The 25,119-nt window shown below is 71.2% G+C and carries 22 protein-coding genes and 1 pseudogene; 12 read left to right on the forward strand and 11 right to left on the reverse strand.

All coding sequences use genetic code 11. From position 1 onward, the window contains the following. From J7E86_RS19670 to J7E86_RS19690, 5 genes and pseudogenes are all read left to right on the forward strand, one after another. A pseudogene (locus J7E86_RS19670) lies at positions 1–346 on the forward strand (hypothetical protein); the annotation flags it as partial. A gap of 86 nt (positions 347–432) precedes the next feature. Next, positions 433–1,008 carry a hypothetical protein gene (locus tag J7E86_RS19675; RefSeq protein WP_215083019.1) on the forward strand — a complete coding sequence of 192 codons (576 nt, stop codon included), beginning with the start codon at positions 433–435 and terminating at the stop codon, positions 1,006–1,008. 7 nt (positions 1,009–1,015) lie between these two features. Then, on the forward strand, positions 1,016–1,639 hold the full coding sequence (locus J7E86_RS19680; protein WP_215083020.1) for an OmpA family protein: 624 nt from the start codon (positions 1,016–1,018) through the stop codon (positions 1,637–1,639). A 78-nt stretch (positions 1,640–1,717) separates the two neighbouring features. Beyond that, positions 1,718–2,623 (forward strand): hypothetical protein, encoded by a 906-nt coding sequence (locus J7E86_RS19685; protein WP_215083021.1) that lies wholly within the window; start codon positions 1,718–1,720, stop codon positions 2,621–2,623. A gap of 94 nt (positions 2,624–2,717) precedes the next feature. Then, positions 2,718–3,941 (forward strand): hypothetical protein, encoded by a 1,224-nt coding sequence (locus tag J7E86_RS19690; protein WP_215083022.1) that lies wholly within the window; start codon positions 2,718–2,720, stop codon positions 3,939–3,941. A gap of 41 nt (positions 3,942–3,982) precedes the next feature. On the opposite strand, the gene J7E86_RS19695 is transcribed toward J7E86_RS19690, so the two are convergent. Next, on the reverse strand, positions 3,983–4,360 hold the full coding sequence (locus tag J7E86_RS19695; protein WP_215083023.1) for a DUF192 domain-containing protein: 378 nt from the start codon (positions 4,358–4,360) through the stop codon (positions 3,983–3,985). A 104-nt stretch (positions 4,361–4,464) separates the two neighbouring features. On the opposite strand from J7E86_RS19695, the gene J7E86_RS19700 reads away from it, so the two are divergent. Further along, entirely contained in the window at positions 4,465–5,190 is a 726-nt protein-coding gene (locus tag J7E86_RS19700; protein WP_215083024.1) for an A24 family peptidase, read from the forward strand. 603 nt (positions 5,191–5,793) lie between these two features. On the opposite strand, the gene mgrA is transcribed toward J7E86_RS19700, so the two are convergent. Next, positions 5,794–6,840, reverse strand: coding sequence for an L-glyceraldehyde 3-phosphate reductase (mgrA, locus tag J7E86_RS19705; protein ID WP_215083025.1), 1,047 nt, complete (start codon positions 6,838–6,840; stop codon positions 5,794–5,796). A gap of 111 nt (positions 6,841–6,951) precedes the next feature. Here mgrA and J7E86_RS19710 point away from each other — a divergent pair, with 111 nt between their 5' ends. The 4 genes from J7E86_RS19710 (at position 6,952) to J7E86_RS19725 (ending at position 12,182) form a co-directional block, all read left to right on the forward strand. Beyond that, a complete protein-coding gene (locus J7E86_RS19710) occupies positions 6,952–7,713 on the forward strand; it encodes an isoprenyl transferase (protein WP_308312650.1) in 762 nt (253 codons plus the stop codon). Between the two features lie 387 nt (positions 7,714–8,100). Then, entirely contained in the window at positions 8,101–9,423 is a 1,323-nt protein-coding gene (locus J7E86_RS19715; RefSeq protein WP_215083027.1) for a PhoH family protein, read from the forward strand. 440 nt (positions 9,424–9,863) lie between these two features. After that, a complete protein-coding gene (locus tag J7E86_RS19720; protein ID WP_215083028.1) occupies positions 9,864–10,613 on the forward strand; it encodes a transglycosylase SLT domain-containing protein in 750 nt (249 codons plus the stop codon). 171 nt (positions 10,614–10,784) lie between these two features. Beyond that, positions 10,785–12,182: an AI-2E family transporter gene (locus J7E86_RS19725; protein ID WP_215083029.1), complete on the forward strand. Its 1,398-nt coding sequence runs from the start codon at positions 10,785–10,787 to the stop codon at positions 12,180–12,182. A gap of 73 nt (positions 12,183–12,255) precedes the next feature. On the opposite strand, the gene J7E86_RS19730 is transcribed toward J7E86_RS19725, so the two are convergent. Both J7E86_RS19730 and J7E86_RS19735 read right to left on the reverse strand, forming a co-directional pair. Beyond that, on the reverse strand, positions 12,256–12,789 hold the full coding sequence (locus J7E86_RS19730) for an alkyl hydroperoxide reductase (RefSeq protein ID WP_215083030.1): 534 nt from the start codon (positions 12,787–12,789) through the stop codon (positions 12,256–12,258). Positions 12,790–12,800: 11 nt separating this feature from the next. Next, positions 12,801–13,355: a peroxiredoxin gene (locus J7E86_RS19735; protein ID WP_215083031.1), complete on the reverse strand. Its 555-nt coding sequence runs from the start codon at positions 13,353–13,355 to the stop codon at positions 12,801–12,803. A 133-nt stretch (positions 13,356–13,488) separates the two neighbouring features. On the opposite strand from J7E86_RS19735, the gene J7E86_RS19740 reads away from it, so the two are divergent. Then, positions 13,489–14,481, forward strand: a complete 993-nt coding sequence (locus J7E86_RS19740) for a hydrogen peroxide-inducible genes activator (RefSeq protein ID WP_215083032.1) — start codon at positions 13,489–13,491, stop codon at positions 14,479–14,481. A 77-nt stretch (positions 14,482–14,558) separates the two neighbouring features. Here the strand turns inward: J7E86_RS19740 and J7E86_RS19745 are convergent, their stop codons facing one another. From J7E86_RS19745 to J7E86_RS19765, 5 genes are all read right to left on the reverse strand, one after another. Continuing rightward, positions 14,559–16,562: an FtsX-like permease family protein gene (locus J7E86_RS19745; protein ID WP_308312649.1), complete on the reverse strand. Its 2,004-nt coding sequence runs from the start codon at positions 16,560–16,562 to the stop codon at positions 14,559–14,561. A 384-nt stretch (positions 16,563–16,946) separates the two neighbouring features. Then, positions 16,947–17,633, reverse strand: coding sequence for an ABC transporter ATP-binding protein (locus J7E86_RS19750; protein ID WP_215083033.1), 687 nt, complete (start codon positions 17,631–17,633; stop codon positions 16,947–16,949). Further along, positions 17,630–18,154 carry a PadR family transcriptional regulator gene (locus J7E86_RS19755; protein WP_215083034.1) on the reverse strand — a complete coding sequence of 175 codons (525 nt, stop codon included), beginning with the start codon at positions 18,152–18,154 and terminating at the stop codon, positions 17,630–17,632. The genes J7E86_RS19750 and J7E86_RS19755 overlap by 4 nt, the downstream gene beginning before the upstream one ends. 107 nt (positions 18,155–18,261) lie before the next feature. After that, on the reverse strand, positions 18,262–18,507 hold the full coding sequence (locus J7E86_RS19760) for a hypothetical protein (RefSeq protein ID WP_215083035.1): 246 nt from the start codon (positions 18,505–18,507) through the stop codon (positions 18,262–18,264). Beyond that, the gene (locus J7E86_RS19765; RefSeq protein ID WP_215083036.1) at positions 18,504–19,460 is read right to left on the reverse strand and encodes an SPFH domain-containing protein; all 957 of its coding nucleotides are present in this window, start codon (positions 19,458–19,460) and stop codon (positions 18,504–18,506) included. Before J7E86_RS19765 ends, J7E86_RS19760 begins: the two co-directional genes overlap by 4 nt. A gap of 241 nt (positions 19,461–19,701) precedes the next feature. Between J7E86_RS19765 and J7E86_RS19770 the strand changes: the two genes are divergently transcribed. Then, positions 19,702–21,960, forward strand: a complete 2,259-nt coding sequence (locus tag J7E86_RS19770) for a transglycosylase domain-containing protein (protein WP_215083037.1) — start codon at positions 19,702–19,704, stop codon at positions 21,958–21,960. Positions 21,961–22,032: 72 nt separating this feature from the next. On the opposite strand, the gene J7E86_RS19775 is transcribed toward J7E86_RS19770, so the two are convergent. Continuing rightward, a complete protein-coding gene (locus J7E86_RS19775) occupies positions 22,033–23,496 on the reverse strand; it encodes a catalase (RefSeq protein WP_215083038.1) in 1,464 nt (487 codons plus the stop codon). 186 nt (positions 23,497–23,682) lie between these two features. Further along, positions 23,683–25,119: ATP-binding SpoIIE family protein phosphatase (locus tag J7E86_RS19780; RefSeq protein WP_215083039.1), on the reverse strand; the 1,437-nt coding region annotated here is incomplete at its 5' end.

A 25,119-nucleotide genomic window follows, 5' to 3' on the forward strand; every position in this document is an offset into this window, starting at 1 on the left:
GCCCGACGCGGCCTGCGGCGCGGCCGCCGCGTACGCGCGCGACAACGGCGCCGGCCTGGTGGGCGGCTGCACCGCGCCCGAGGGCGGACTGCCCGCCTCCTTCACGGTCACCGTACGCTCCACCGAACCCGTCGGCCGGTCGGTCGTCCCCGGCACCGAGAACACGCGCGCGACGGCGACGGCGCGGGCCGTGGTCGAACCGCGCTGCGCCGCGAAGCCCCCCGGTGGCGCCCGCCCGCCCGTCGAGATCGTCTGCGAGGGCGACGTGCTGACGATCGACCCGGAACGCCCCGAGGACCTGGCACGGGCGGTCCGGGCGCTCTTCACGGTGCGGCTCGCCGAATGACGGGCTCCGCTCGACCGGTCCGCTCCGCGCCGGCCCCGTCCCTCGACCCATCCGCCGCCCCGACGACGAGCGAAGGAACGCGACCCATGAGCATGCGGCACACGACGAAGGCCCGCGGAGGGGCGGCCGTGGCGGCGCTCGCGGCCGTCCTGGCCCTGACCGCGACCGGATGCGGCGGGGGCGACGACGAGGAACCGAAGGACACCGGGCCCGGGGGAAGGTCGTCGGCCGCGCAGGGGCGGGCGGACAAACCCGCGCCCCGATCGGCCGACGCCATAGGCGAGATGAAGGGGCCGGACGGTGTCGTCATCGCGATCGACTCCGCCGAGCGGGACACGGGCGGATTCGTCACGGTGAACGGGACGCTGACCAATCACGGCGCGAAACCCTTCAACGCCATCCACTGGCTCTCGAAGGAGACGGAGATGAAGTCCCGTTCCTCGCTCTCGGGTGCGTCCTTGGTCGACCAGGCGAGCAAGAAGCGGTATCTGGTGCTCCGCGACACCGACGGCGAGTGTCTGTGCAGCACGGGCCTGACGAACATCAAGCCCAAGGAGAGCCGGCCCGTCTTCGCCCAGTTTCCCGCGCCCCCGGCGGACGTCACGGACGTCGACTTCCAGCTCCCCACCATGCCGTCCGTCCGCGTCAAGATCTCGGGGTGACCACCCCATGCCGACGCTCCCCACGCGCACGTACCGCACGTGCCGCCGCGCGGCCGCCGTCGCCGCCCTTCTGACCGCCGCCGCGCTCGCGGCCCCCGCGCACGCGGACAGCGGCCCGGGCAGCCCCGCCGACACCGCACCACCGGTGAGGATCGACGCGGGCGATCCCGATCTGAAGATGCGCTCCGGGGCGAAGCTCGCGCCGGGCCGCGTCCTGGACATCAAGTCCGTGGTCGAGACGGACAACGGCGACGAGCGCCGCGAGGACACCAACGTCAACGTCACCTTCGCCCTCCAGGCCGAGGTCCTCTTCGACAAGGACAGCGCCCGCCTCGGCCCCCAGGCCACCACCCGCATCCGCGCCATCGCCACCGAGATCGGCAAGCAGAAGGCGACCACCCTGCGCGTCTTCGGCTTCACCGATGACCTCGGTTCCACCGCACACGGCCTGGTGCTGTCGAAGGAACGCGCCAACGCCGTGCAGCGCCAACTCGCCCAGGACATCGGCTCCTCGGACATCACGTACCAGATACGCGGCTACGGCGAGCAGTACCCCATCGCCGACAACTCCACCGAGGAGGGCCGCCGGAAGAACCGGCGCGTCGAGGTCAGCTTCCCCCGGAGCCGCTGACGCGACGGCCCGCCGCGCAAGGGAGCGGGTTATCCACAGGCATGGCGCGGAGGGCGGTGCCCGGTGTGTCCTGGGAAAGTGAAGGCAGAGCACCAGCGGTTGTACGAGATCGCCGCCGCGCAGGACGGCATCCTCCTGACCTCGCAGGCCGTGGCCGCCGGGACGGCCCCCACGGGGATCGCCCGGTGCCTGCGGCGCGCGGGATGGAGCCGGCCGCACCGCGGCGCCTGGGCCGAGCCGGGGCGCCCGGCCGACCTGCGCCTGCGCGCCCACCAGCTGCGCCGGCCCGAGCTGATCGCCAGCCACGGCTCGGCCGCCGCGGCCCACGGCATCGTGCTGATACGGCCCTACGGCACCGAGTTCACCGCCCCCGGCCGGGCGCGGCGGGGTCCCGAGGCCGTGGTCCACGACTTACCGGTGGCCGAGGAAGGAGACCACCGTCATCGCCGGCGTGCGGGTGACCGCGGCCGTACGAACCGTCTGCGACCTGCTGCGCGCCCTCCCCCCCCGGACGAGGGCGTCATCGCCGCCGACTCGGCGCTCGGCCGGGGCCTGGTCGGCCGGAGACAGGTGGCCGACGCCCTGGCCGCCACGTCCCGCCGGCACGGCACGCGCGCGGCCCGGCAGGCGTTGGAGCTCACCGACGCGGCGTGCGGGTCACCGGCGGAGTCCAAGGCACGGCTGGAGATACGGGGCGCCGGGCTGCGCCCGGAGTCGCAGGCCGAGGTGACGACGGCGCGCGGCCGGACCGTGCGGCTGGACTTCCTCTTCCGGGCGGAGGGCCTGGGCGTGGAGATCGAGGGATTCACCTGGCACGGCAGCAGGTCGGCCCACCAGAACGACACCGCGCGCTTCAACGAACTCGCCGCCTGCCGGGGGATCCGGCAGATCCTGCGCTTCACCCGCGACGACGTCTTCCACCGCCCGCGGCTGACCGTCCGCACCATTCAGAGCGCTCTCGACGCTCTGCGCGCGGAGGAGTGAGCGGGCGGGAGCCCGCCAACCTCTCGCGCGCCCCCGTACGGCAGGGCAGGATGGGGCACCGCTGAGGCAGGGGACCGGTGGAGGTAGGCGGGTAATGAGGGGCTGGCTCGTCGGGGTGGCGGCGCTGGGCATGCTGGCGGCGACGGGGAACGCGGGGGCGGCCGGGCAGACCCGGGGGCCCGGGGGCGTGGCCTCGTACCGGATGGCCACCGGGGCCCAGGCGGTGCGCGGTTCCGAAAGCGCCGGGCGTGGACCGTTATTGAGGCCGGGCGCGCGCACCTACACGGACAGCATCAAGCCCGGCGAGCGCAAGTACTACACGGTCGAGCTGGACGCGGAGTCCAGCGCGTACGTCTCCGCCGTGGCCGTGCCGAGGCCCGGCAGCACCATGGGGACGCGGGACGGGATCGACGTGGCGCTGGAGGCCATGGACGGGAGCCCGTGCGGCGCCGGGCGGCACCGGACGTTCCTGTCGGCCGGGGGCGCCTACCCGATCGCCGATTACGCGGAGCGGGTGGTGCGGACGGGCGGCAGCTGCAAGGAGGCGGGCACGTACCGCTTCGCGGTGGAACGGGGCGACGCCGCGGGCGGCGACAGCGCGGCGGTGCCGGTGGAACTGAAGTACGCGACGGGTCCGGCCGACCGGGCGGACGGGCTGACGGCCTCCGGCGGCTGGTCCTCGCGGGCACCCTCCGCGCCGGGGGAGCCGAGCACGGCCGTGGTGGGCGGGTCCGGGTTCAACGACGCCGCCGAGCTCCGCCCGGGTGCCTGGCGGGACGAACTCAGGCCCGGCGAGACGCGCTTCTACCAGGTGTCGGTCGGCGCGGGCCGGCAGCTCTTCGCCGACGCGCGGTTCGCGGGTGCTCCGGGCGCGGCGGCCTCCCCTTATGTCATCAGCGGCGTACGGATGGGTCTGAGCAACGCCGCGCGTGGTCACGTCATGAACAAGACGGCGGGCTACCAGGGGAAGGAAGCCACGCTGTCGCTGGCCACGCCCCCCGTGACCCCGGGCGGCGGCGCGGGCGGCGACGCCGTCAGGGGGATGCGCCTCGCCGGTACGTACTACCTCCAGGTCAGCCTGAACGCCAAGGTCGCCAAGGGCGCGTCGGACGCCGTGCCCGTCACTCTCCACATCGGCGTATCCGACGCCCGGAAGGCGGTCGCGGAGCGCCGAGCGGCAGGGAGCCTGCCCACGGCGGCCGGCGGAGGCTCGGACGGGCGGCTGCGGCTGATCGGTTACGCGGGGGTCGGCACCGGCTCGCTGCTGCTGCTCGGCCTCGGCGGCTGGACGCTGGCCGCGCGGCGAAGCGGCGGATGAACCGGTCTCACGGCCGAACCGGTCTTACCGCTGAACCGGTCTCACGGCGTGATCGCGACGCGGACCCCGGGCCGTAGTCCCCAGCGCTCCATGGACCCGGCCGCCGCCTCCAGAACATGGCGGGAGCGGAGCCGGGGGAGGCCGAGGAGACCGGGGCGCATGGTGCGGACGGCGAGGACGGTCAGCCGCCGGTCCAGGTAGGCCACATCGATGGGGAACCGCATCCGGAAGGTATGGACACCGGCGGCCGGCGTGAGGAGCAGGGCACCCTCGACACCGTCCCGCCCCAAGAGGCCGCGGGTGCGGGCACGGTAGGAGACGGCGATCTCCAGGGGGATGGCCCGATGGTCCGGGCCGACGGGGTCGACATCACGGGCCGGAACGCGGAGTTGAGCGGTGCCGTCCTGCAATCGGGGCATGACCGTGGTCCTTTCGGGTGGTCGCCGTGGCGGAGCGCGGGCCGTCGGCGGCACTTTATCCACAGGCATCGGCGGAGATCGGGTCGTGTCCGTAACCTCGGGTCATGGACGTGCTGTTGATGGTTCTGGCCGCCGCGTACGGGGCCGTGGCGGGGATGTCGGTGTCACGGGCGCGGTACCGGCTGAGCGTGGAACCCGAGGAGCCCTGGCGGTCGGCGGGGCCGTGCGGGCACCCGGTCGCCGGCTGGCTGGGGCGGCCGCGGTGCGGGATCTGCGGTGCGCGGTACGGGCCGGGGGCGCTGTGGCCGGCGGCGATGGCGGCCCTCGGGTGCGCGGCGCTCGCCTGGGCGGTCGGCGCACGGCCCGAGTTGGCGGTGTGGCTGGTCGCGGCCCCGGTGGGGGTGCTGCTGGCGGGTGTCGACCGGTCGGTGCGGCGGCTGCCGGATGTCCTCACGCTGCCGCTGGCGGCCGGCACGGCCGGGCTGCTCGGAGCGGCGGCGCTCATACCCGGGGCCGGAGGGTCGTGGCCGGGTGCGCTGCTGGGCGGGCTGACTCTGGGCGGCGGCTATCTGGCGCTGTTCCTCGTCCGCCCGGACGGGATGGGGCTGGGGGACGCGAAGCTGGCGGTCGGACTCGGGTGCGCGCTGGGCTGGTACGGCTGGCCGGTGCTGCTCCTGGGGGCCTTCGCCGGGCTGCTGCTGGGCTCGCTGTACGGCACGGCGCTGCTGGTGACGCGGAGGGCGGGGCGCGGCACGGCCCTGGCCTTCGGGCCATTCATGATCGTGGGGGCGTGGCTGGGGGTGCTGCTGGGGGGCGTGGCCGGGACGTGAGGAGGCGCTGAGGGCCATCATCGAGTCGGGGCAGCGCGCCGGTGACATTGACGGGACCAAGGACGCGCTCGTCCTGCGGGGCCCCGCGGTCGGCGGCCCCTCGCGCGTCGAGGTCCTGGCGGCCCGCCCATCGGACGACACGCGGGACGCCGACTAGGAAGCTCCGATTCCGACAAAGATCGTCTCCGAATAGACGCATGTAGTGCGGAATCAGTTACCAATCGTTGCCCGGAGTGACACCAAAAGAGTCAAACACGTCAAGCCGAGGATGACTTTTCGGAATGTTTTCGGAAGGCCCGGAGAGCGGTCCCGGGACGGTGGCCGAATGGCCGGTTCTCGGCCGTCCGCCCAGTACTGTCGGGCCTGACGACCTCCCGAACGGGCCTGCCGCCCCAACTTGTTCAAGATCAAATAGGTCACCCAGTGTCAGCATGCCGCGCCCTGTCACCCCTGCGGATGCAACAAGCAGGCCCTCCGACCGGTTAAGGTGGAAACCCCCCCTCGGGCCGGTCCGTATCCCCCCCACGGACCGGCCCGTTTTTTCTCCCTTTCGGTCACGCTGCGTAATGATTTGTGTAAAGAGAGGGAAAGGCGGCGCGGAAATCAGCCGCGACGCGCCCAGATGTTGACGCCCTCGGTGCTCACCGCGAAGGAATCGATCTCGGCCAGCTCCTCCTCGGTCAGTTTCGGGGAGCCGAGCGCCGCCACATTCGCCTCCAGCTGTCGCACGCTGGACGCGCCGATCAGCGCCGAGGACATCCGCGCGTCCCGCAGCACCCAGGCCAGCGCCAGCTGCGCCAGCGACTGGCCACGCCGCTCCGCGATCTCGTTGAGCCCGCGCAGCCGCCGCACGACGTCCTCCGTCAGCAGCCCCGGGTCCAGCGACTTGCCCTGCGAGGCGCGCGACCCCTCCGGGATGCCGTGCAGGTACTTGTCCGTCAGCAGACCCTGCGCGAGCGGCGCGAAGGAGATGCACCCCATGCCCTCCGCCTCCAGGGTGTCGAGCAGCCCGTCGTCCTCCGTCCAGCGGTTGATCATCGAGTAGGACGGCTGGTGGATGAGGGCGGGCACTCCCATCTCGCGCAGCAGCCGGGCCGCCTCCCGCGTCTGCTCCGCGTTGTAGGAGGAGACGCCCGCGTACAGCGCCTTTCCCTGCCGGACGGCGGACGCGAGGGCGCCCATCGTCTCCTCCAGCGGCGTCTCCGGGTCGAAGCGGTGGGAGTAGAAGATGTCGACGTAGTCGACACCCATTCGGCCCAGCGAGGCGTCGAGCGAGGAGAGCAGGTACTTCCGCGAGCCCCACTCGCCGTACGGGCCGGGGTGCATGAGGTAGCCGGCCTTGGTGGAAAGGACCAGTTCATCGCGGTACGGGCGGAAGTCCTGCGCGAAGATCTTGCCGAAGTTCAGCTCGGCGGAGCCGGGCGGCGGACCGTAGTTGTTGGCCAGGTCGAAGTGGGTGACGCCCAGGTCGAAGGCCCGGCGCAGAATGCCGCGCTGCGACTCCAGGGCGCGGTCGTCACCGAAGTTGTGCCACAGCCCCAGGGAGATGGCCGGCAGTTTCAGGCCGCTGCGGCCCGTACGCCGGTACTCCATCGAGTCGTAGCGGGATCCGGCCGCGCGATAGTGAGCGGAATGAGTGGAATCGGTCATGCGTCCCTGACTATCACGTACCTGTGACAGACCGAGTTGGGTCCTCGTGACACGCGGGCAGTAATGTGGCGCCCTCGGGGCGACCGCCGTGGCATGGAGGGGCTGGAAGACGTGAAGTTGCGCGACCTGGTGTACAGGCTCTACGCACGCCGGGTGGAAGGCCGCCTCGACCACACCCAGGTGCCCAAGCACATCGGTGTCATCCTCGACGGCAACCGCCGTTGGGCCCGCGCGGACGGGCGTACGACCGAGCAGGGCCACCAAGCGGGCGCGGACAAGATCCAGGAGCTCCTCGGCTGGTGCGCCGAGACCGACGTCGAGGTCGTCACGCTCTGGATGCTCTCCACCGACAACCTCGACCGGCCCGCCGAGGAGCTCAACCCCCTCCTGGGCATCATCGAGAACACGGTGCGCGGCCTGGCCGCCGACGGGCGCTGGCGCGTCCACCACGTGGGCACGATGGACCTGCTGCCGGCCCGGACCCAGTCCGTGCTCAAGGAGGCCGAGCAGGACACGATCGGTATCGGCGGAATACTGGTCAATGTGGCCGTCGGCTACGGCGGTCGGCAGGAGATCGCGGACGCCGTGCGCTCGCTGGTCCTCGAAGCCGCGGAGAACGGCAACTCGTTCGAGGAACTCGCCGAGATCGTGGATGTCGAGCACATCTCCAAGCACCTCTACACCCGCGGCCAGCCCGACCCGGATCTCGTCATCCGCACCAGTGGCGAACAGCGGCTGTCGGGCTTCATGCTCTGGCAGAGCGCCCACTCCGAGTACTACTTCTGCGAAGTCTTCTGGCCGGCTTTCCGGAAGGTCGACTTCCTGCGCGCCCTGCGCGATTACGCGGCACGGCACCGGCGCTACGGCTTCTGATCCCGCGCGGTTTCGCCCCCGCCCGGTGACGCGGGGGATTTCCGCGCCCGGTGCGGCGTACGGTGCGGCATCGTCGTACGGCTACTGACGGACCGGGTGTTCACCCCGGCGTCGCATATGCCGTTGCATGGTCAAGCGGTCGAGCGGGAATATCCCCTCCAGGTCGACGGTCTGTCCAAAGACCGTCGCTCTGCCAGCGGGCGGCATGGGGCCGCCCGCCCGGGAGGCCCTTTGCACACGGACGACGACCGTGCGGACCGAGCGGACCCGCGGGCCCGCGCGGACGACGCGGAGGGCCGGCGTCCGGCCCTCGAAGGGCATGGACCCGGCCCATTCCCCGGCGACGCCGTCGCGCCCCGACCTCTCCCCGAGGGGGTTCGTCCACCCGTGGTGACCAGCAAGAACCGCCGTGATAACGACCGGCGCACCTATGTTCTCGACACCAGCGTCCTGCTGGCCGACCCAGGGGCCATGTCCCGCTTCGAGGAGCACGAGGTCGTGCTCCCCGTCGTGGTGGTCACGGAGTTGGAGGCCAAGAGGCACCACCCGGAGCTCGGATACTTCGCACGGCAGGCCCTGCGTCTGCTCGATGGCTACCGGGTGCAATTCGGCCGCCTCGACTCACCGATTCCGATCGGTGACTTGGGCGGGTCGCTCAGGGTCGAGCTCAACCACTCGGACACGGGCATACTGCCCGCCGGGTTCCGCCTCGGTGACAACGACTCGCGCATTCTCGCGGTCGCCCGCAATCTCCAGGCGGAGGGATACGACGTCACCGTCGTGTCCAAGGACCTGCCGCTGCGCATCAAGGCGTCGGCCGTGGGCCTGCTCGCCGAGGAGTACCGCGCCGAGCTCGCCATCACCGATTCCGGCTGGACCGGCATGGCCGAGCTCGCCGTCACCGCCGAGCAGGTGGACGAGCTCTATTCCGCCGAGGCCATCGAGGTGCCCCAGGCGGCGGAACTGCCCGTGCACACCGGTCTGGTGCTCCAGTCCGAGCGCGGCAAGGCGCTGGGCCGGGTCACGGCCGACGGCTCGGTGCGGCTGGTGCGCGGCGACCGGGAGGCGTTCGGGATCCACGGGCGCAGCGCCGAGCAGCGGGTGGCCCTCGACCTGCTGCTGGACCCCGACATCGGGATCGTCTCCATGGGCGGCCGGGCCGGTACGGGCAAGTCGGCGCTGGCCCTGTGCGCGGGCCTGGAGGCCGTCCTGGAGCGGCGGCAGCACCGGAAGGTGATGGTCTTCCGGCCGCTGTACGCGGTCGGCGGGCAGGAGTTGGGCTATCTGCCGGGCAGCGAGGCGGAGAAGATGAGCCCGTGGGCCCAGGCCGTCTTCGACACGCTCTCGGCGGTCACGAGCGCGGAGGTGATCGAGGAGGTCGTCGGGCGCGGCATGCTGGAAGTGCTGCCGCTCACGCACATCCGCGGGCGGTCCCTGCACGACGCGTTCGTCATCGTCGACGAGGCGCAGTCGCTGGAGCGGAATGTCCTGCTGACCGTTCTGTCGCGCATCGGGGCCAATTCGCGGGTCGTACTCACCCATGACGTGGCGCAGCGCGACAACCTCCGGGTCGGCCGCTATGACGGCGTGGTCGCCGTCGTGGAGAAGCTGAAGGGCCATCCCCTCTTCTCGCACGTCACGTTGACGCGTTCGGAGCGTTCACCGATCGCGGCGCTGGTGACCGAAATGCTGGAGGACGGCCGTATCTGAGCGCATAACGGCGCGTAGAGGCGTCTGAATACGGATACGGACGCGCCAACAGGCAGCGGTCCGACGGCGGCGCGCGGCGAAAGCGAAGGAGCTTAGCCGCGCGCTGTTGTGCCGTGGGCTCTTTCCGGGAAAACGCAGGGGTAAACGACGTGTGAGCTTTCCCACGCAACGCAGAATTGCCTCCGGGTGTCCCCGTCGGGCAAAGTCTGGGTCCTGTCAGGCCCCGCATACGGCACAACAGCACCCCCTGGGGTGCGGTACCACAGAACTGAACAGCGTCGCCGTATGCCGCCCGAGCGTCACGCGGACCTCCTTCACGGGAGGAAGCCCCTCGCTGGACCGGGTCAGTGCCTTCTGTGACCAGTCGGTTCCACTCGCTTGCCGGGACCGGCACAACGGAGGCCAGCGCCAGGGGCACGATTGCGCCCGCGAGGTCACCTATGCGGGCGATGCTGGAAGGAAACCGTGTGAGCCGGATCTCGGTCCGGGGATTCGCCGTGGCATCCGCCACCGCGGTCACCACCGTCGGCGCCGTCGTAGGCGTCGCCTCGGGCGATCAGGGCACGACCCCTCAGGTCGAGGCCACCGCAGCCGACGCGACGCTCCTCGCGGACATCCCCGCCGGACACAACGTCCAGGCACAGACCGCTTCCCTGACGCAGCAGGCGGACACCCAGTCCGACGCCGCCGACACGGCCGCGAAGAAGGACGCCGAGGAGGCCGCGCGCAAGCAGGCCGCCGAGGACGCCACCTCCAAGAAGGAGGCCGCGGACGCCGCGGCCAAGAAGAAGGTGGAGGAGAAGGCGGAGAAGGACGCCGCCGAGCGCGAGAAGAAGGAAGAGGTCAGCAGCCGCTCCGCCGCGCGCGATGCCTCGGATTTCGCGGTCAAGGGCTCCTACACCACCGCCGAGGTCCAGGCGATGGCCCGGCAGATGATTCCGGGCGACCAATTCCAGTGCTTCAGCAACATCGTGAACAACGAGAGCACCTGGGACTACACCGCCACGAACGCCTCCTCCGGCGCGTACGGCCTCGTCCAGGCGCTGCCCGGTACGAAGATGGCGTCGGCCGGCGCCGACTGGCGGACCAACCCCGCCACCCAGATCAAGTGGGGCCTGGGCTACATGAACGAGCGCTACGGCAGCCCCTGCGGCGCCTGGTCGTTCTGGCAGGCCAACCAGTGGTACTAGGCCGCGCGTAGGATTCTTCGGCGGCTTCTTCCCTGTCTTCGCATGACCCCCGGCCTCAACCGGCCGGGGGTTTTGTGTGTCTTCCCCCACGACACCTGTCGGCCTCGTTGACAGTGGGCACGGGTAACGTCGTCACCATGGCCGCGGGGGAGTGGGGGTAGAGGAAGAGAAATGTCCAGATTGCCACGATGGGTCGGTGGCGTGGGAGCGGGCCTGACCCGGCTCGCCGACCGTCTCGAAGCCCGGAAGGCGGAGGACCGGGGCGCGGCGGAGACGCCGGAGCCCGTGACCGGCCCGCCGTCGGGCGCCGTAGCCGTATCCCCCGCCGGGCGCGCGGAAGCCTCCGCGCCCGAGCCGCAGCCGGTGTCCGCCGCCGAACCCGAGCATGTTCCCCCGCCGCCCGGCTACGCCCCCGCCGTCGCGGCGCGTCCCGATCCGGTCGACGCCGTGCCCTGGGGCGTGCGCGTCGCCGCCGAGGTGGGCTGGCGTCTGCTGATCTTCGCCGGGACCCTGTGGGTGCTGATGCGGGTGATCAGCGCCGTCCAGCTGGTGGTGCTGGCCTTCACCGCGGCCCTGCTGATCACGGCGCTGCTCCAGCCCACGGTCGCCCTGCTCAAGAGGCGCGGTGTGCCCCAGGGCCTGGCCACGGCCATGACCTTCATCTCCGGCTTCGTCATCATGGGCCTGGTCGGCTGGTTCGTGGTGTGGCAGGTGACGGAGAATCTGGACGACCTGTCCACGCAGGTGCAGCAGGGCATCAAGGACCTGAAGCACTGGCTGCTGAACAGCCCGTTCCATGTCACCGAGGAGCAGATCAACAGCATCGCCGACAATCTCAGTCAGGCGATCGGCACCAACACCAAGGACATCACCTCGGCCGGCATCGAGGGTGTCCAGGTCATCATCGAGGTGCTGACGGGCATTCTGCTGGCGATGTTCAGCACGCTCTTCCTGCTCTACGACGGCCCCAGGATCTGGGAGTGGCTGCTGAAGCTGTTCCCGGCGGCGGCGCGTGACGGTGTCTCGGGCGCGGGTCCGCGCGCCTGGGCGACGCTGACCGCCTATGTGCGCGGCACGGTGATAGTGGCCCTGATCGACGCGATCTTCATCGGCATAGGGCTGTTCTTCCTCGACGTGCCGCTGGCCGTGCCGCTGGCGGTCTTCATCTTCCTCTTCGCCTTCATCCCGCTGGTCGGCGCCGTCGTCTCCGGCGCGCTGGCGGTGGTCGTGGCGCTGGTGACGCGCGATGTCTTCACGGCGACGATGGTGCTGGTCGTGGTGCTCGCCGTGCAGCAGATCGAGGGCCACGTCCTGCAGCCGTTCATCCTCGGCCGCGCCGTGCGGGTCCACCCGCTCGCGGTGGTCCTCTCGGTCGCCGCGGGCTCGCTGATCGCGGGCATCGGCGGCGCCGTCGTCGCGGTTCCGCTGGTCGCCGTGACCAATACGGTCGTCGGATACCTCCGGGCGCACGCCAGGGAGAACGCCCTGCGGACGGCCGTGGGTCCGCAGCCGCCGGCGGAGCCCGCCGCCCCGGCACCCGGCGGGGCGCGGCCCCCCGGAGCGGACTGACCGCACCGCACATGACGAAACGGTCCGCCGGCCATGAGGCCGGCGGACCGTCGTCGTACTACGGGTGGGGCTGTCAGGCGTTCAGCACGGCCTCGGAGTCGAGGGTCGCGCCGACCGCCTGGAGAACCGAGGCGATCTTGAAGGCTTCCTGGACGGTCTCGCGCTCCACGCCGGCCTTGCGCAGCACCTGCTCGTGCGAGTCGAGGCACATGCCGCAGCCGTTGATGGCGGAGACGGCCAGGGACCACAGCTCGAAGTCGACCTTCTCCACGCCCGGGTTGCCGATGACGTTCATCCGCAGGCCCGCGCGCAGGTTGCCGTACTCCGGGTCCGACAGCAGGTGCCGGGTGCGGTAGTACACGTTGTTCATCGCCATGATGGCGGCGGCGGCCTTGGCCGCGGTGTACGCCTCGGGGGAGAGGTTGGCCTTGGCCTCCGGCTCCAGCTCACGCAGGACGATCGGCGAACGGGTCGCGATCGCGCAGGCGAGAACCGTGCCCCACAGCTGCTGCTGCGGGAGGTCGGAGTTGCCGATGACCGAGCCGAGGTTCAGCTTCAGGTCCTTGGCGTAGTCCGGTATCGCGGACTTCAGCTCATCGAGTGCCATGAGGAATCAGCTCACTCGCCCGCGAGGAGCGCGACCGGGTCCAGGGTGGTCTCGCCCTTGGACCAGTTGCAGGGGCACAGCTCGTCGGTCTGCAGGGCGTCGAGGACCCGCAGGACCTCCTTGGGGTTACGGCCCACGGAACCGGCGGTCACCATGGTGAACTGGATCTCGTTGTTCGGGTCGACGATGAAGACGGCGCGCTGGGCGTAGCCGTCCTCGCCCTCGACGCCACAGGAGCGCATGAGCTCGTGCTTGGCGTCGGCCAGCATCGGGAAGGGCAGGTCACGCAGGTCGGCGTGGTCCTTGCGCCAGGCGTGGTGCACGAACTCCGAGTCGCCCGAGACACCGAGGATCTGGGCGTCACGGTCGGCGAACTCGTCGTTCAGCTTGCCGAAGGCGGCGATCTCGGTCGGGCAGACGAAGGTGAAGTCCTTCGGCCAGAAGAAGACGACCTTCCACTTGCCCTCGTAGGTCTTGTGGTCGATCTGCGCGAAGGCCTTGTCCGCGTCGAGGTCAACGCAGGCGGTCAGGTCGAACTCGGGGAACTTGTCACCGACAGTGAGCACGCGCTCTCCTTGAAACGAGGAACGTCCCATATGGGAGCTTCCTTGCGGGTTGGACAGGCCAACCCTGCCACAGGAGGCATTGATAACGGAAATAGCTAGACTGAGTGAAGTTGATCGGAGGTGGTTATCAGTTATGTCGTCCATAACTTCGGGGAACGACCCCGCGGAAGCCCCCGCGCGGGTCGCCCCCGCCCGGCCCCGCCAGCCCAGCCTCGCGCAGCTGCGCGCGTTCGTCGCCGTCGCCGAGCACCTGCACTTCCGCGACGCCGCGTCCGCCATCGGCATGAGCCAGCCCGCGCTCTCCGGCGCCGTCTCGGCCCTGGAGGAAGTGCTCGATGTCCAGCTCCTTGAGCGTACGACGAGAAAAGTGCTGCTCAGTCCAGCGGGCGAGCGGCTCGCGGTCCGGGCCCGTGCGGTCCTGGACGCCGTCGGCGCCCTCCTGGAGGAGGCCGACGCCGCCCGTGCGCCCTTCACCGGCGTCCTGCGGCTCGGGGTGATCCCGACCGTCGCGCCCTATCTGCTGCCCACGGTCCTGCGCCTGGTCCACGAGGCGTACCCGGCCCTCGACCTCCAGGTGCACGAGGAACAGACCTCCTCGCTCCTGGACGGGCTGGCGCAGGGCCGACTCGACCTGCTGCTGCTCGCCGTACCGCTCGGCGCGCCCGGCGTGACGGAGCTGCCGCTCTTCGACGAGGACTTCGTGCTCGTCACACCGAGTGACCACTGGCTGGCGGGGCGCGGGGACATCCCGCGGGCCGCGCTGCGCGAGCTGGACCTGCTGCTGCTCGACGAGGGGCACTGCCTGCGCGACCAGGCCCTGGACATCTGCCGCGAGGCGGGGCGGACGATCGGCACGCCCGTCACGACCAGCGCCGCCGGGCTGTCCACCCTGGTCCAGCTGGTCGGCGGCGGCATGGGCGTCACGCTGCTGCCGCGCACGGCACTGCGTGTCGAGACCAGCCGCAACGACCAGCTCGCCACCGGGTACTTCGCCGATCCCGCGCCCGCGCGCCGGATCGCCCTGGTGATGCGGTCGGCTGCGGCGCGGCAGGGCGAGTTCGAGCAGTTCGCCGAGGCGCTCCGCACCGAACTGCGAAGCCTGCCGGTCCGTATCGTCCGCGACTGATCCCGGCACCCGGGCAACGGGGCGCGCGGTAAGGTGCGGTGCCCCATGGCCACCGCCCCTTACCCGGTCCACCGGACCTACTCCGTACGGAGACCGTCCGGCCGCATCATCCGCCACAGGGGCGGCAGACCGACGAGCGTCACCAGGATCATGACGGCCGCGCCCCCGCCGACCAGCGGCAGGAACGACAGCCAGTCCTTCACCGTCCTGTCCACGAGCCTCAGCGCCAGCCAGCCGAGGCCCAGCCCGCCCGCCACGGCGAGGGCCAGGCCGAGCGCGACGGGGATCGCGGTCTGCCAGAGCACCGACCAGCCGATGGTGGAGCGGCGGGTGCCGAACGCCACCAGGACGGACAGCTGCTGCCTGCGCTCGCGCAGTTGCTCCAGCATGCTGACGAGCATGCTCGCGCCGATGAGGGCGAGGGTGAGGGTCGCGCCGATCAGCAGTCCGCGCTCGACGGCGGCGTAATGGCTGTCCTTGACCACACCGCCCATGCGCCACACGCGCACGCCCGGGTCGATGGCGGCCGCGGTGTTGCGGACGGCCTCGATGGCGTCCGGGTCGCCCGGCCGGACCCTGATCAGCAGCCGGGTCCGGGCGTTCGGGATGGCGGAGAGGTCGATGGCGGAGGGGGTGACCAGCACGCCGTGCTGGTGCTCGCCGTGCGGATCGGGCACGGTCGGCACGACCCGCGCCGAGGCGGGCACCGTCCACCGGTACGTGCGCGGCGACCCGTGGCCGGGCGGCGCGTACTCCTCCATCACCAGCCGGGTGCCGGGCGCGAACCGGCGGGCGGTGTCGACCGGGCCGCCCGGCTCCTGGCTGATGAAGACGTCACCGTCCCGGCAGGAGCCGATGTCGGCGATCTCGCTCAGGGTGGCGCAGTCGCCGACCATGACGGAGGTGACGCCCTGGCTGTCCCCTTCCTTCTGGGCGTAGCGGTCGACGAAGCCGGTCGCGGCCGTCACGCCCTTCGTCGCACGGAACCTGTCGACGTAGCCGTGGGCCTCCGGGGAGGGGACCGCGCGGTGATCGGCCTGGAGCTGTGAGGGCGCGTCCTTCGACCAGGGCGGGTCGGTGTAGTCGCTCTGCATGCCTTGGAAGAGCATCTGCACCGCGATCGCCCCGGCCACGGCCACGGTGATCCCGCTGACCGCGCGGGCCGCCGGGCCGCTGTTCACCTGGAGCCGGCGGACGGCCAGCTGCCAGGGCGGCGGGCCGCCGCGCAGCCGGGCGACGCACGCCTCGACCAGCCAGGGCAGCAGGGCCGTGACGCCGATGAGCAGCAGGACCGCGCCCGCGGCGACCTGGACCGTATGCAGCCCGGTGCCGTAGGAGTACAGGGACGCCCGGCCGAGGAGCGGGACCAGCAGGAGCGCGCCCAGGGCCGGTATCAGCAGCCGCCACCACAGGTGGCGGCGACGGGCGACCGTGTCGCGGACGATCCCGAGCGGTTCGATGACGACGCCGCGCAGCGCGAACAGCGTGACCACGACGGCCGACGCGGGCACGGCGACCGCGACGAGCGCCGCGAGCCCGGGACCCGGCGTCAGGTCGGCCGGGAAGACATTGGTCTCCTGGATGGTGACGTACGGGGCGAACCGCCGGGCGAACAGCAGGATGACCACGCCGACGACGAGCCCCAGCAGCGAGCCGCACAGGGCCTCGCCGGCCGCGATCCGCCGCACCGTCCTGGCATCCGCGCCGACCAGCCGCAGCGCCGCCAGCCGACGGTCCCGCCGCTCACCGCCGAAGCGGACGGCGGTGGCGATGAAGACGGCCACCGGCAGCAGCAGGACGACGCACACCATGGTGATCAGCACCATGACGGCCGGGCTCCGCGGATCGCTGACCTCGTCGGCCGCGTAGTGATCGATGCGCACGGCACCGGAACCCACGGCGATGCGGTCACTGCCGGCGTAGTAGAAGAGTTCGTCGGGACCGACGAGCCCGGAGTCACCGATGGTGCCCACGGGCCGGAAGGGGAAGCGCTCGCGCAGCAGTTTCCCCTCGTCGGAGCCGAGCAGCTTCTCCAGCGCCGGGGAGAGCACCATCTCGCCGGGCCCGGGGACGCGCCGCACACCGGGCGGCGCCGGCGCCTTCGGCCCCTCGGCGCGCAGCAGCGCCCCGCCGATGGGCTTGTCGCGGTAGTCGGTGCCCGCCGGGTCGTACAGCAGGGTGCCGGCACCCGGCTCCAGGCGCGTCCCGGCCTGGGACGGCGCCGCGCGCGGCGTCCCGGTCGTGGCGTCGGTCGAGCATCTCGGGCACGGCCGCCGCGGTCAGCAGCAGCGCCACGCCGAGGCCGACGCCCACCGCGGTGAGCGCCGTGCGCAGCCAGCCCTCCCGGCCGCCGGTCAGCGCGAACCGAATGCCGCTCGCCAGGTCGCGGACCCAGGCCGCGAGCCCGCTGGGGCCGGTGGGCATGTCGGCCGGGCCGTGGCCGGGGCGCTGTGTGCCGCGCTCCGTCATGAGACGCCCGCCATGTCGCGCGCCCTGCCGTCCCGCACGATCACCTCGCGGTCGGAGTAGGCGGCGACCCGCGCCTCGTGCGTCACCAGCACGACCGCGGCCCGGGTGGCCCGCGCGGCTTCGGTGAACAGCTCCATCACGCGCTCGCCGTTGAGGGAGTCCAGGGCGCCCGTGGGCTCGTCCGCGAAGATCACCCGGGGGGTGGTGACCAGCGCGCGGGCGACGGCGACGCGCTGGCCCTGGCCGCCGGAGACCTCTCCGGGGCGCTTGTCGCGCACGTCGGTGACCTCCAGGCGCTCCAGCCACCCGGTGGCCCGCTCCTCGGCCTCCTTGCGCTTGACACCGCTGAGCCGCAGCGGCAGCGCGACGTTCTCCACGCAGGTCAGCTCCGGTACCAGCCGGCCGAACTGGAAGACGAAACCGAACTCGCCGCGGCGCAGCGCGCTGCGCCGGGCGTCGGACAGCTCCGAGAGGTTCCGCGCGCCGTAGCGGACGGTGCCGGAGTCGGGCCGCACGATGCCCGCCAGGCAGTGCAGCAGCGTCGACTTGCCGGAGCCCGAGGGGCCCATGACGGCGACGATCTCGCCGGGGTGGACGGAGAAGTCCGCGCCGTCGAGCGCGGGCGTGGGCCCGTACGCCTTGTGCAGCGCGGTCGCGGCGAGCAGGGAGCCGGACGGGGTCATGCGCGCACCTCCTTCGCCAGCTGGCCCAGGCGTGCCGCGGTGATTTCCAGCCACCGCAGATCGGCCTCCAGATGGAAGAGCGCGTGGTCGCAGATGAGCTGGTCGGCGAGGTCGCCGACGGCCTTGCGCCGGGTGAGCTCGCGCATCAGCCGCAGGTGCTCCGCCCGCTGGGCGTCCAGCAGGTCGGCGGCGTCGCGGCCGGTGAGCAGCGCCAGGACGACCTTGGTGTAGAGCGTCGACTGGAGGTAGGGCTCGGGCTTCTCGGGCTGTACGAGCCACTGTGCGACGTCCGTGACGCCGGCGTCGGTGATGGCGTAGCGCTTGCGGTCGGGGCCGCCCCCGTGCTCGATGCCCTCGACCTCCACGAGGCCGTTCCTCAACAGCCTCGACATGGTCGAGTAGACCTGCCCGTAGTGCAGCGGGCGGTCGTGGCCGAAGCGTTCGTCGAAGGCCCGCTTGAGGTCGTACCCATGACTGGGGCCGGCCTCCAGGAGCGCGAGCAGCGTGTGTCCGATTGACATGTGGCGACAGTACACCGGGTGTATACACGCGATGTATAGACGCGATGTTCAGTTGGCTTGATTTATTCGTATCAAGATCCGCCGACGGGGGCGGCGGTGCGCCTCGGTCAGTCGCCGCCGTTCTCCGGCGCGCCCTTCGGCGGGCGGCCGCGCCGCGGCAGCGCACCCGTGCCCCGGGGCAGCCGGCCGGCGTCGGAGAGCGCCTTGCGCAGCAGGAACTCGATCTGCGCGTTGGCGCTGCGCAGCTCCTCGCCGGCCCAGCGCGTCAGGGCGTCGTGGACGAGCGGGTCGAGCCGCAGCAGCACCTGTTTGCGCTGCCGCGGCCCGCGCCGCTCTTCGGGGGCCTCGCTCACTGGTAGAGCGTGCCCGTGTTCAGGACGGGCTGCGCGGCCCGGTCGCCGCACAGCACCACCATCAGGTTGCTCACCATGGCCGCTTTTCGCTCCTCGTCCAGTTCCACGATGCCCTGCTCGCTGATCCGGCTCAGGGCCTCCTCCACCATGCCGACCGCGCCCTCGACGATCAGCTTGCGGGCCGCGACGACCGCGCCCGCCTGCTGCCGCTGGAGCATGGCCGAGGCGATCTCCGGAGCGTAGGCGAGATGAGTGAAGCGCGACTCGATGATCTGCACGCCGGCCGCCTCGACACGGGCGTGCAGCTCGACGGCGAGCTTCTCGGTGATCTCCTCGGCGTTGCCGCGCAGCGACAGCGCGTCGTCCTCGTGCGCGTCGTAGGGGTACTCGATGGCGATGTGGCGCACGGCCGCCTCGGTCTGCGTGGCGACGAACTCCTGGAAGTCGTCGACCTCGAACATCGCCTGCGCGGTGTCCTCCACCCGCCAGACCACCACGGCGGCCAGCTCGATGGGATTGCCGTAGGCGTCGTTGACCTTCATCACGGCGGTCTCGTGGTTGCGCACCCGGGTGGAGATCTTCTCCCGGCTGGTGAAGGGATTGACCCAGCGCAGGCCCTCGGTGCGGATGGTGCCGCTGTAGCGGCCGAAGAGCTGGACGACGCGGGCCTCGCCCGGCGCGACGTTGTTCAGGCCGCTCATCGCGGTGATGGACGCGAGGCCGACGAGGATGCCGGCGGCCACGAGGGCGGCGCACGCGGCGGAGTTGCCGTCATGGCCGAAGGTGATGCCGAGGGCGATGGCGCCCGCGCCGATGAGCAGCCCGCCCAGCCCGAGCAGCAGGGCGAGGCCGCCGCCGATGTCACGGGCCGGCGTCTCGGCGATGCGCGGCCTGGGCATGTCCGGGACGTTCACCGGTGGCGTGGTGTCCGGTGCGGTAGCGGTGTCGGGCATGGCGGTTCCCCCTGATTTCCCGGTGGCGCGCGGCAGTCGGACCGCGCCGTGCACTGTCTAGCAAAGTGTTAGCACATTATCGCCCTGTACGGTTTTCCGCGCTGCGCCGTACCCGGTTCCCGCCATCCGGGGTGCTGTATGTCACGTGCCCCAAAGCCTTGATCGATGGGCGTTTGGTGACAGTTGCGGTGTTAGCTTCGTGAGCTGGGTTGGGGGCGGACAGACTGGAGCCACGGGAGAGATGGGCCGAGCGGAAGCACGACGGGCGGACAAGAGCCCGCGCACTGCAAAGGGCAAGAAGCCCAAGAAGACCGGCATACGCCGCTTCTTCACCTGGAAGAAGCTGCTCGCCTACTTCCTGGCCGTGATCGCCCTCGGCATCGGCGCCTTCGTGGCGCTCTACCTCTACGTCGACGTGCCCTCCGGCAATTCGGCGGCCAAGCTGCAGAGCAACGTCTACAAGCTGAGCAACGGCACGGTGCTGGCCCGTACGGGCACGGTCAACCGCGAGGAAGTGCCGCTGGAGAAGATCCCGAAGAACGTCCAGGACGCGGTGGTCGCCGCGGAGAACAAGGACTTCTGGACCGACCCCGGTGTCGACTTCAAGGGCACGGCCCGAGGCATCCTCAACACCGTGATGGGCCGCGGCAAGCAGGGTGGCTCCACCATCACCCAGCAGTACGTCAAGAACTACTACCTGAGCCAGGAACAGACCGTCACCCGCAAGGTGAACGAGCTGATCATCTCCCTCAAGGTGCAGCAGAAGTTCGACAAGAAGGACATCCTCGCCGGGTATCTGAACACCAGTTACTACGGCCGCAACGCCTACGGCATCCAGGCCGCGTCCCACGCGTACTACGACAAGGACGCCGACAAGCTCACGCTCGAAGAGGGCGCCTACCTCGCCGCGCTGCTCCAGGCGCCGAGCCAGTACGACTGGACGGTCGCCACGGACGCCGGCAAGCGCAACGCCCAGGCGCGCTGGAACTACGTCCTCGACAAGATGGTCGAGAAGAAGTGGCTCGACGCCGACAAGCGCAAGACCATGAAGTTCGAGGTGCCGAAGGACCCCAAGCCCCCGAAGGGCATGAGCGGTCAGAACGGCTACCTGGTCGAGGCGGCCAAGCAGGAGGTCGAGCGCGCCTTCCGCAAGGACGGACGCGGTGAGAGCGCCCTCGCCGCCGGCGGCTGGACCATCACGCTCAGCGTCGACCCGAAGAAGCAGAAGGCCATGGAGCAGGCGGTCCACGAGAAGGTGACCTCCCGGCTCGACCCACAGGCCCGCAAGGTCGACGGCTACGCCCAGGTCGGCGCCGTGTCGGTGGACCGCAAGACCGGCAAGATCATGGCCCTGTACGGCGGCCAGGACTACCTCAAGCACTTCAAGAGCAACGCCACCCGCGAGGACTACCAGCCTGCTTCCACCTTCAAGCCGCTCATCTTCGCCTCCGCGCTGCAGAACAAGTCGAAGAACGAGGACGGCCAGCGGATCACCGCCGGCACGATCTACAACGGCGACAACAAGCGGCCCATCCGCAACAGCGAGGTCGCCTTCGCCCCGGAGAACGAGGACCACACCAGCTACGGTCCGGTGACCGTGCAGGAGTCGATGAACAAGTCGATCAACTCCGTCTTCGCGCAGATGGCCGTCGACGTCGGCCTCGACAAGGTCAAGAAGACCGCGGTCGACATGGGCATGAACGGCGGCGCGGGCAACTTCGAAGAGGTTCCCGCCATGTCGCTGGGCTCCATGGCCGCGAGCCCCCTCCACATGGCCGGTGCCTACGCCACGCTCGCCAACCACGGCAAGCAGGTCACCCCGACCATCGTCGCGTCGGTGACCCGCAACGGCGAGAAGGTCCAGATGCCCAACGCGATCGGCTCGCAGGTGATCAGCACCACCAACGCCGACAACGTCACCCAGGTCCTCAAGGGCGTGGTCAACGACGGTACGGCCACGGCCGTGCAGCTGGGCGACTACGCGGTGGCGGGCAAGACCGGCACCTCCGACGACAACAAGTCGGCCTGGTTCTCCGGTTACACCCCCGATCTCATCACCTCGGTCGGCATGTTCGGCGAGGGCCCCGGCGGCGCGCAGGTGCCGCTGACCGGCACCGGTGGTGTCGAGGGCGGCCGCGTCAACGGTGGCGGCTACCCGGCTCAGATCTGGGCCGACTACACCGGCAAGGTCGCCTACGGCGACACCGAGTTCGACCTGGACACGGACGAGCTGGCCGTGGTGCCCCCGCCGCCGGCGCCGACCACCTCCGCCAAGCCGTCCACGCCGCCGTCGCAGAGCCCGTCGCCGTCGCGCTCCCCGCAGTCGCAGTCGCCCTCGGCGACCCCGTCGCGGCCGACGCCCACGCGCGAGCCCTCGTCGTCCACGTCGCAGTCCCAGAAGCCGAAGCCGCCCAAGCCGCCGACCTCCTCGCCGCCGACGCCCACGACCGGGGGCGTCGGGGACGCGGGCGGTGGCAACCTCAACGGGGCACGCGACTGACCCCGGCCCGTACCGGGTCGCACGACGGCCGCCGACCGCGCTCCTGGCGCGATCGGCGGCCGTCGTGCGTCGTCAGCCGCCGTTGACCCGCGTGGCGATGCGGTCGCCCGTCTCCTTGTCGATGTTGCGCCAGTACACCAGCGCGCGGTCGAGCACGGGCCGGCTGAGGCCCTGGCTCAGGTGGCCGGAGACATTGGAGACCAGCCGGTCGCGGGCGGCGTCGTCGAGGACCTGGCGGACCATCGTCCCGGCCTGGCCCCAGTCGTCGTCCTCGCGGTGGAGCTTGTACGCCTCGCGCACCATCTCGCCCGCGGCGGCCCAGCCCGCAGGGTCACCGAAGCGCGCGGTGTCGGCGGCCGGCCCGCCGTACGAGTTCGGGGCGTACACCGCGGCCGTACGCGACGGCTCGTAGCGCATCGGGCCGTCCTTCGCGTAGGAGTTCACCGGTGAGCGCGGCCGGTTGGGCGGCAGCTGCGCGTAGTTGGGGCCGATGCGGTAGCGGTGGGTGTCGGGGTAGGAGAAGAGCCGGCCGAGCAGCATCTTGTCCGGGGACGGTCCGATGCCCGGCACCAGGTTGGACGGCTCGAACGCGGCCTGCTCGATGTGGACGAAGAAATCCTCGGGGTTCTTGTTCAGCGTCATCCGGCCGACGTCGATCAGCGGGTAGTCGCCGTGCGGCCAGACCTTGGTGAGGTCGAAGGGGTTGAAGCGGTAGTCCGCCGCGTCCTCGAACGGCATGACCTGAACCTTCATCGTCCAGGAGGGGGCGTCCCCGCTCTCGATGGACTCGAACAGGTCCCGGCGGTGCTTGTCGGCGTCCGAGCCCGCGAGCTCGTCGGCCTCCGCCTGGGTGAGGAACTCGATGCCCTGGTCGGTCTTGATGTGGTACTTCACCCAGAAGCGCTCACCGCCCTGGTTCACCCACATATAGGTGTGCGAGCTGTAGCCGTTCATGTGGCGCCAGGTCTTCGGGATGCCGCGGTCGCCCATCAGCCAGGTGACCATGTGCGCGGACTCCGGCGACAGGGTCCAGAAGTCCCACTGCATGTCGTTGTTGCGCAGGCCGGTGCGCGGGTGGCGCTTCTGGCTGCGGATGAAGTCCTGGAACTTCTGCGGGTCGCGGACGAAGAAGACCGGGGTGTTGTTGCCGACCAGGTCGTAGTTGCCGTGCTCGGTGTAGAACTTCAGCGCGAAGCCGCGCGGGTCGCGCCAGGTGTCCGGGCTGCCCTGCTCGCCCGCCACCGTCGAGAAGCGGGCCAGCATCTCGCAGCGCCTGCCGGGCTGGAAGAGATCGGCCTTGGTGAACTGGCTGACGTCATTGGTCACTTCGAAGAAGCCGTAGGCGCCACCCCCCTTGGCGTGCACCACCCGCTCGGGGACCCGCTCGCGGTTGAACTGGGCCATCTTCTCGATCAGATAGTGATCCTGGAGGAGGATGGGGCCGGTGTCACCGATGGTGAGCGAGTGCTCGTCGCTCTCCACGGGGATCCCGGCATTGTTCGTGGTGTACGGGGCCTGCTGCGCCGAGTCGGTCATGGGACGCCTCCCGGAACGGGGGATGGGTGAGGGCGCGTCCGTACGGCCCTCCACCCGAGCCAGTGAACTCCGCCGACAGCATGTCGGCAACAGGAGCCTGGACTCTGTCCAGAACTTCACCTCGTCGAGCGACGGGCCCGGCGACAGGCCGGCGGGGCCTGCCGAAGGAGGGATTCCGGGCCGCCCTCACCGCGTGTGCGCGGGCAGCGCCAGCTCGAACCAGACCACCTTTCCCGTCGACAGCCGGGTGGCGCCCCACCGCCTGGCCAGCCTGTTCACCAGATACAGCCCGCGCCCGCCCTCGTCCGAGGGCCGCGCCTGGCGCAGCCGGGGCAGCTGCGGCACATCGTCGCCGACCTCGCACCGCAGCACGTCCGTCCGTAGCAGCCGCAGCGTGATGGGCCGCTCGGCGTACCGCACCGCGTTGGTGATCACCTCACTGACCAGCAGCTCCACGCTGTCGGACAGCTCCTCCAGGCCCCAGCGGGTCAGCGCCCGCCGGGCCAGCCGGCGCGCCTGCCGGGCCGTCTGCGGGCGCGGGTCGAGGAACCAGTACGCCACGTCGCTGGGCGCGATCCCCTCGAAGCGCGCCGCCAGCAGGGCGATGTCGTCGTCCCGGTCGCCCGGGCCGAGCATGCCCAGCACCTCGTCGCACAGCGGCTCCAGCGGCGGCGGGTTCGGGCCGGTCAGCCGGGCCGTCTCGATCAGCCGCTCGCGCAGCTGCTCTATGCCGGTCCACACGTCCCGTATCCGGGACTCCACCAGGCCGTCGGTGTACAGCAGCAGCGTCGCCCCGGCCGGCGCGTCCAGCTCCACGGCCTCGAAGTCGACCCCGCCGACCCCGATCGGAGCGCCCGGCGGCACCCGCAGCACCTCGGCGCGACCGCCCCGGTGCAGCAGTATCGGCGGCGGGTGCCCGGCATTGGCGATCACGATGCGGTGCGCGACCGGGTCGTACACCGCGTACAGGCAGGTGGCCATGCGGTCCGAGCCCAGCCGCTGCGCCTGCTCGTCCAGATGGTGCAGCACCTCCGCGGGCGGCAGGTCCAGGCCCGCCAGGGTCTGCGCGGTGGTGCGCAGCTGGCCCATGATCGCGGCGGAGGTCATGGAGTGGCCCATGACGTCACCGACGACGAGCGCCACGCGGTTGCCCGGCAGCGGGATCGCGTCGTACCAGTCGCCGCCCACCCGGGCGGTCTCCGCGGCCGGGAGGTAGCGGCTGGCGAGCCGGACGCCGGTGGGCTGGGGGAGGGAGTCGGGGAGCATCGTGCGCTGGAGCTCGTCCGCGATGTAGACCTCGCGGCCGTAGAGCACGGCCTTGTCGACGCCGAGCGCGGTGTGCGTCGCGAGCTGGGCCGCGACCAGCAGGTCGTCGCCCTCGAACGCGGGCCGGTCGGCGCGCCGTATGAACACCGCCGCGCCGATCACCCGCCGCCGCCCCCGCAGCGGCGCGAGGATCGTGCGCTGCCGGCCGGGCACGCACCGGCCCTCGCCCAGCAGCTCCGGGAGCGCCGCCCGCGCGGCGGAGGAGTCACCGAAGACGGGTCTGACCCCTCGCAGCACCTCCGCGAGCGGCCCGCCTATGCGCACCTCGCAGCGCTCGGCCGCGGCGCCCGCCAGGTC

It is taken from the genome of Streptomyces sp. ISL-11 (assembly GCF_018614525.1).
Lineage (GTDB): Bacteria > Actinomycetota > Actinomycetes > Streptomycetales > Streptomycetaceae > Streptomyces.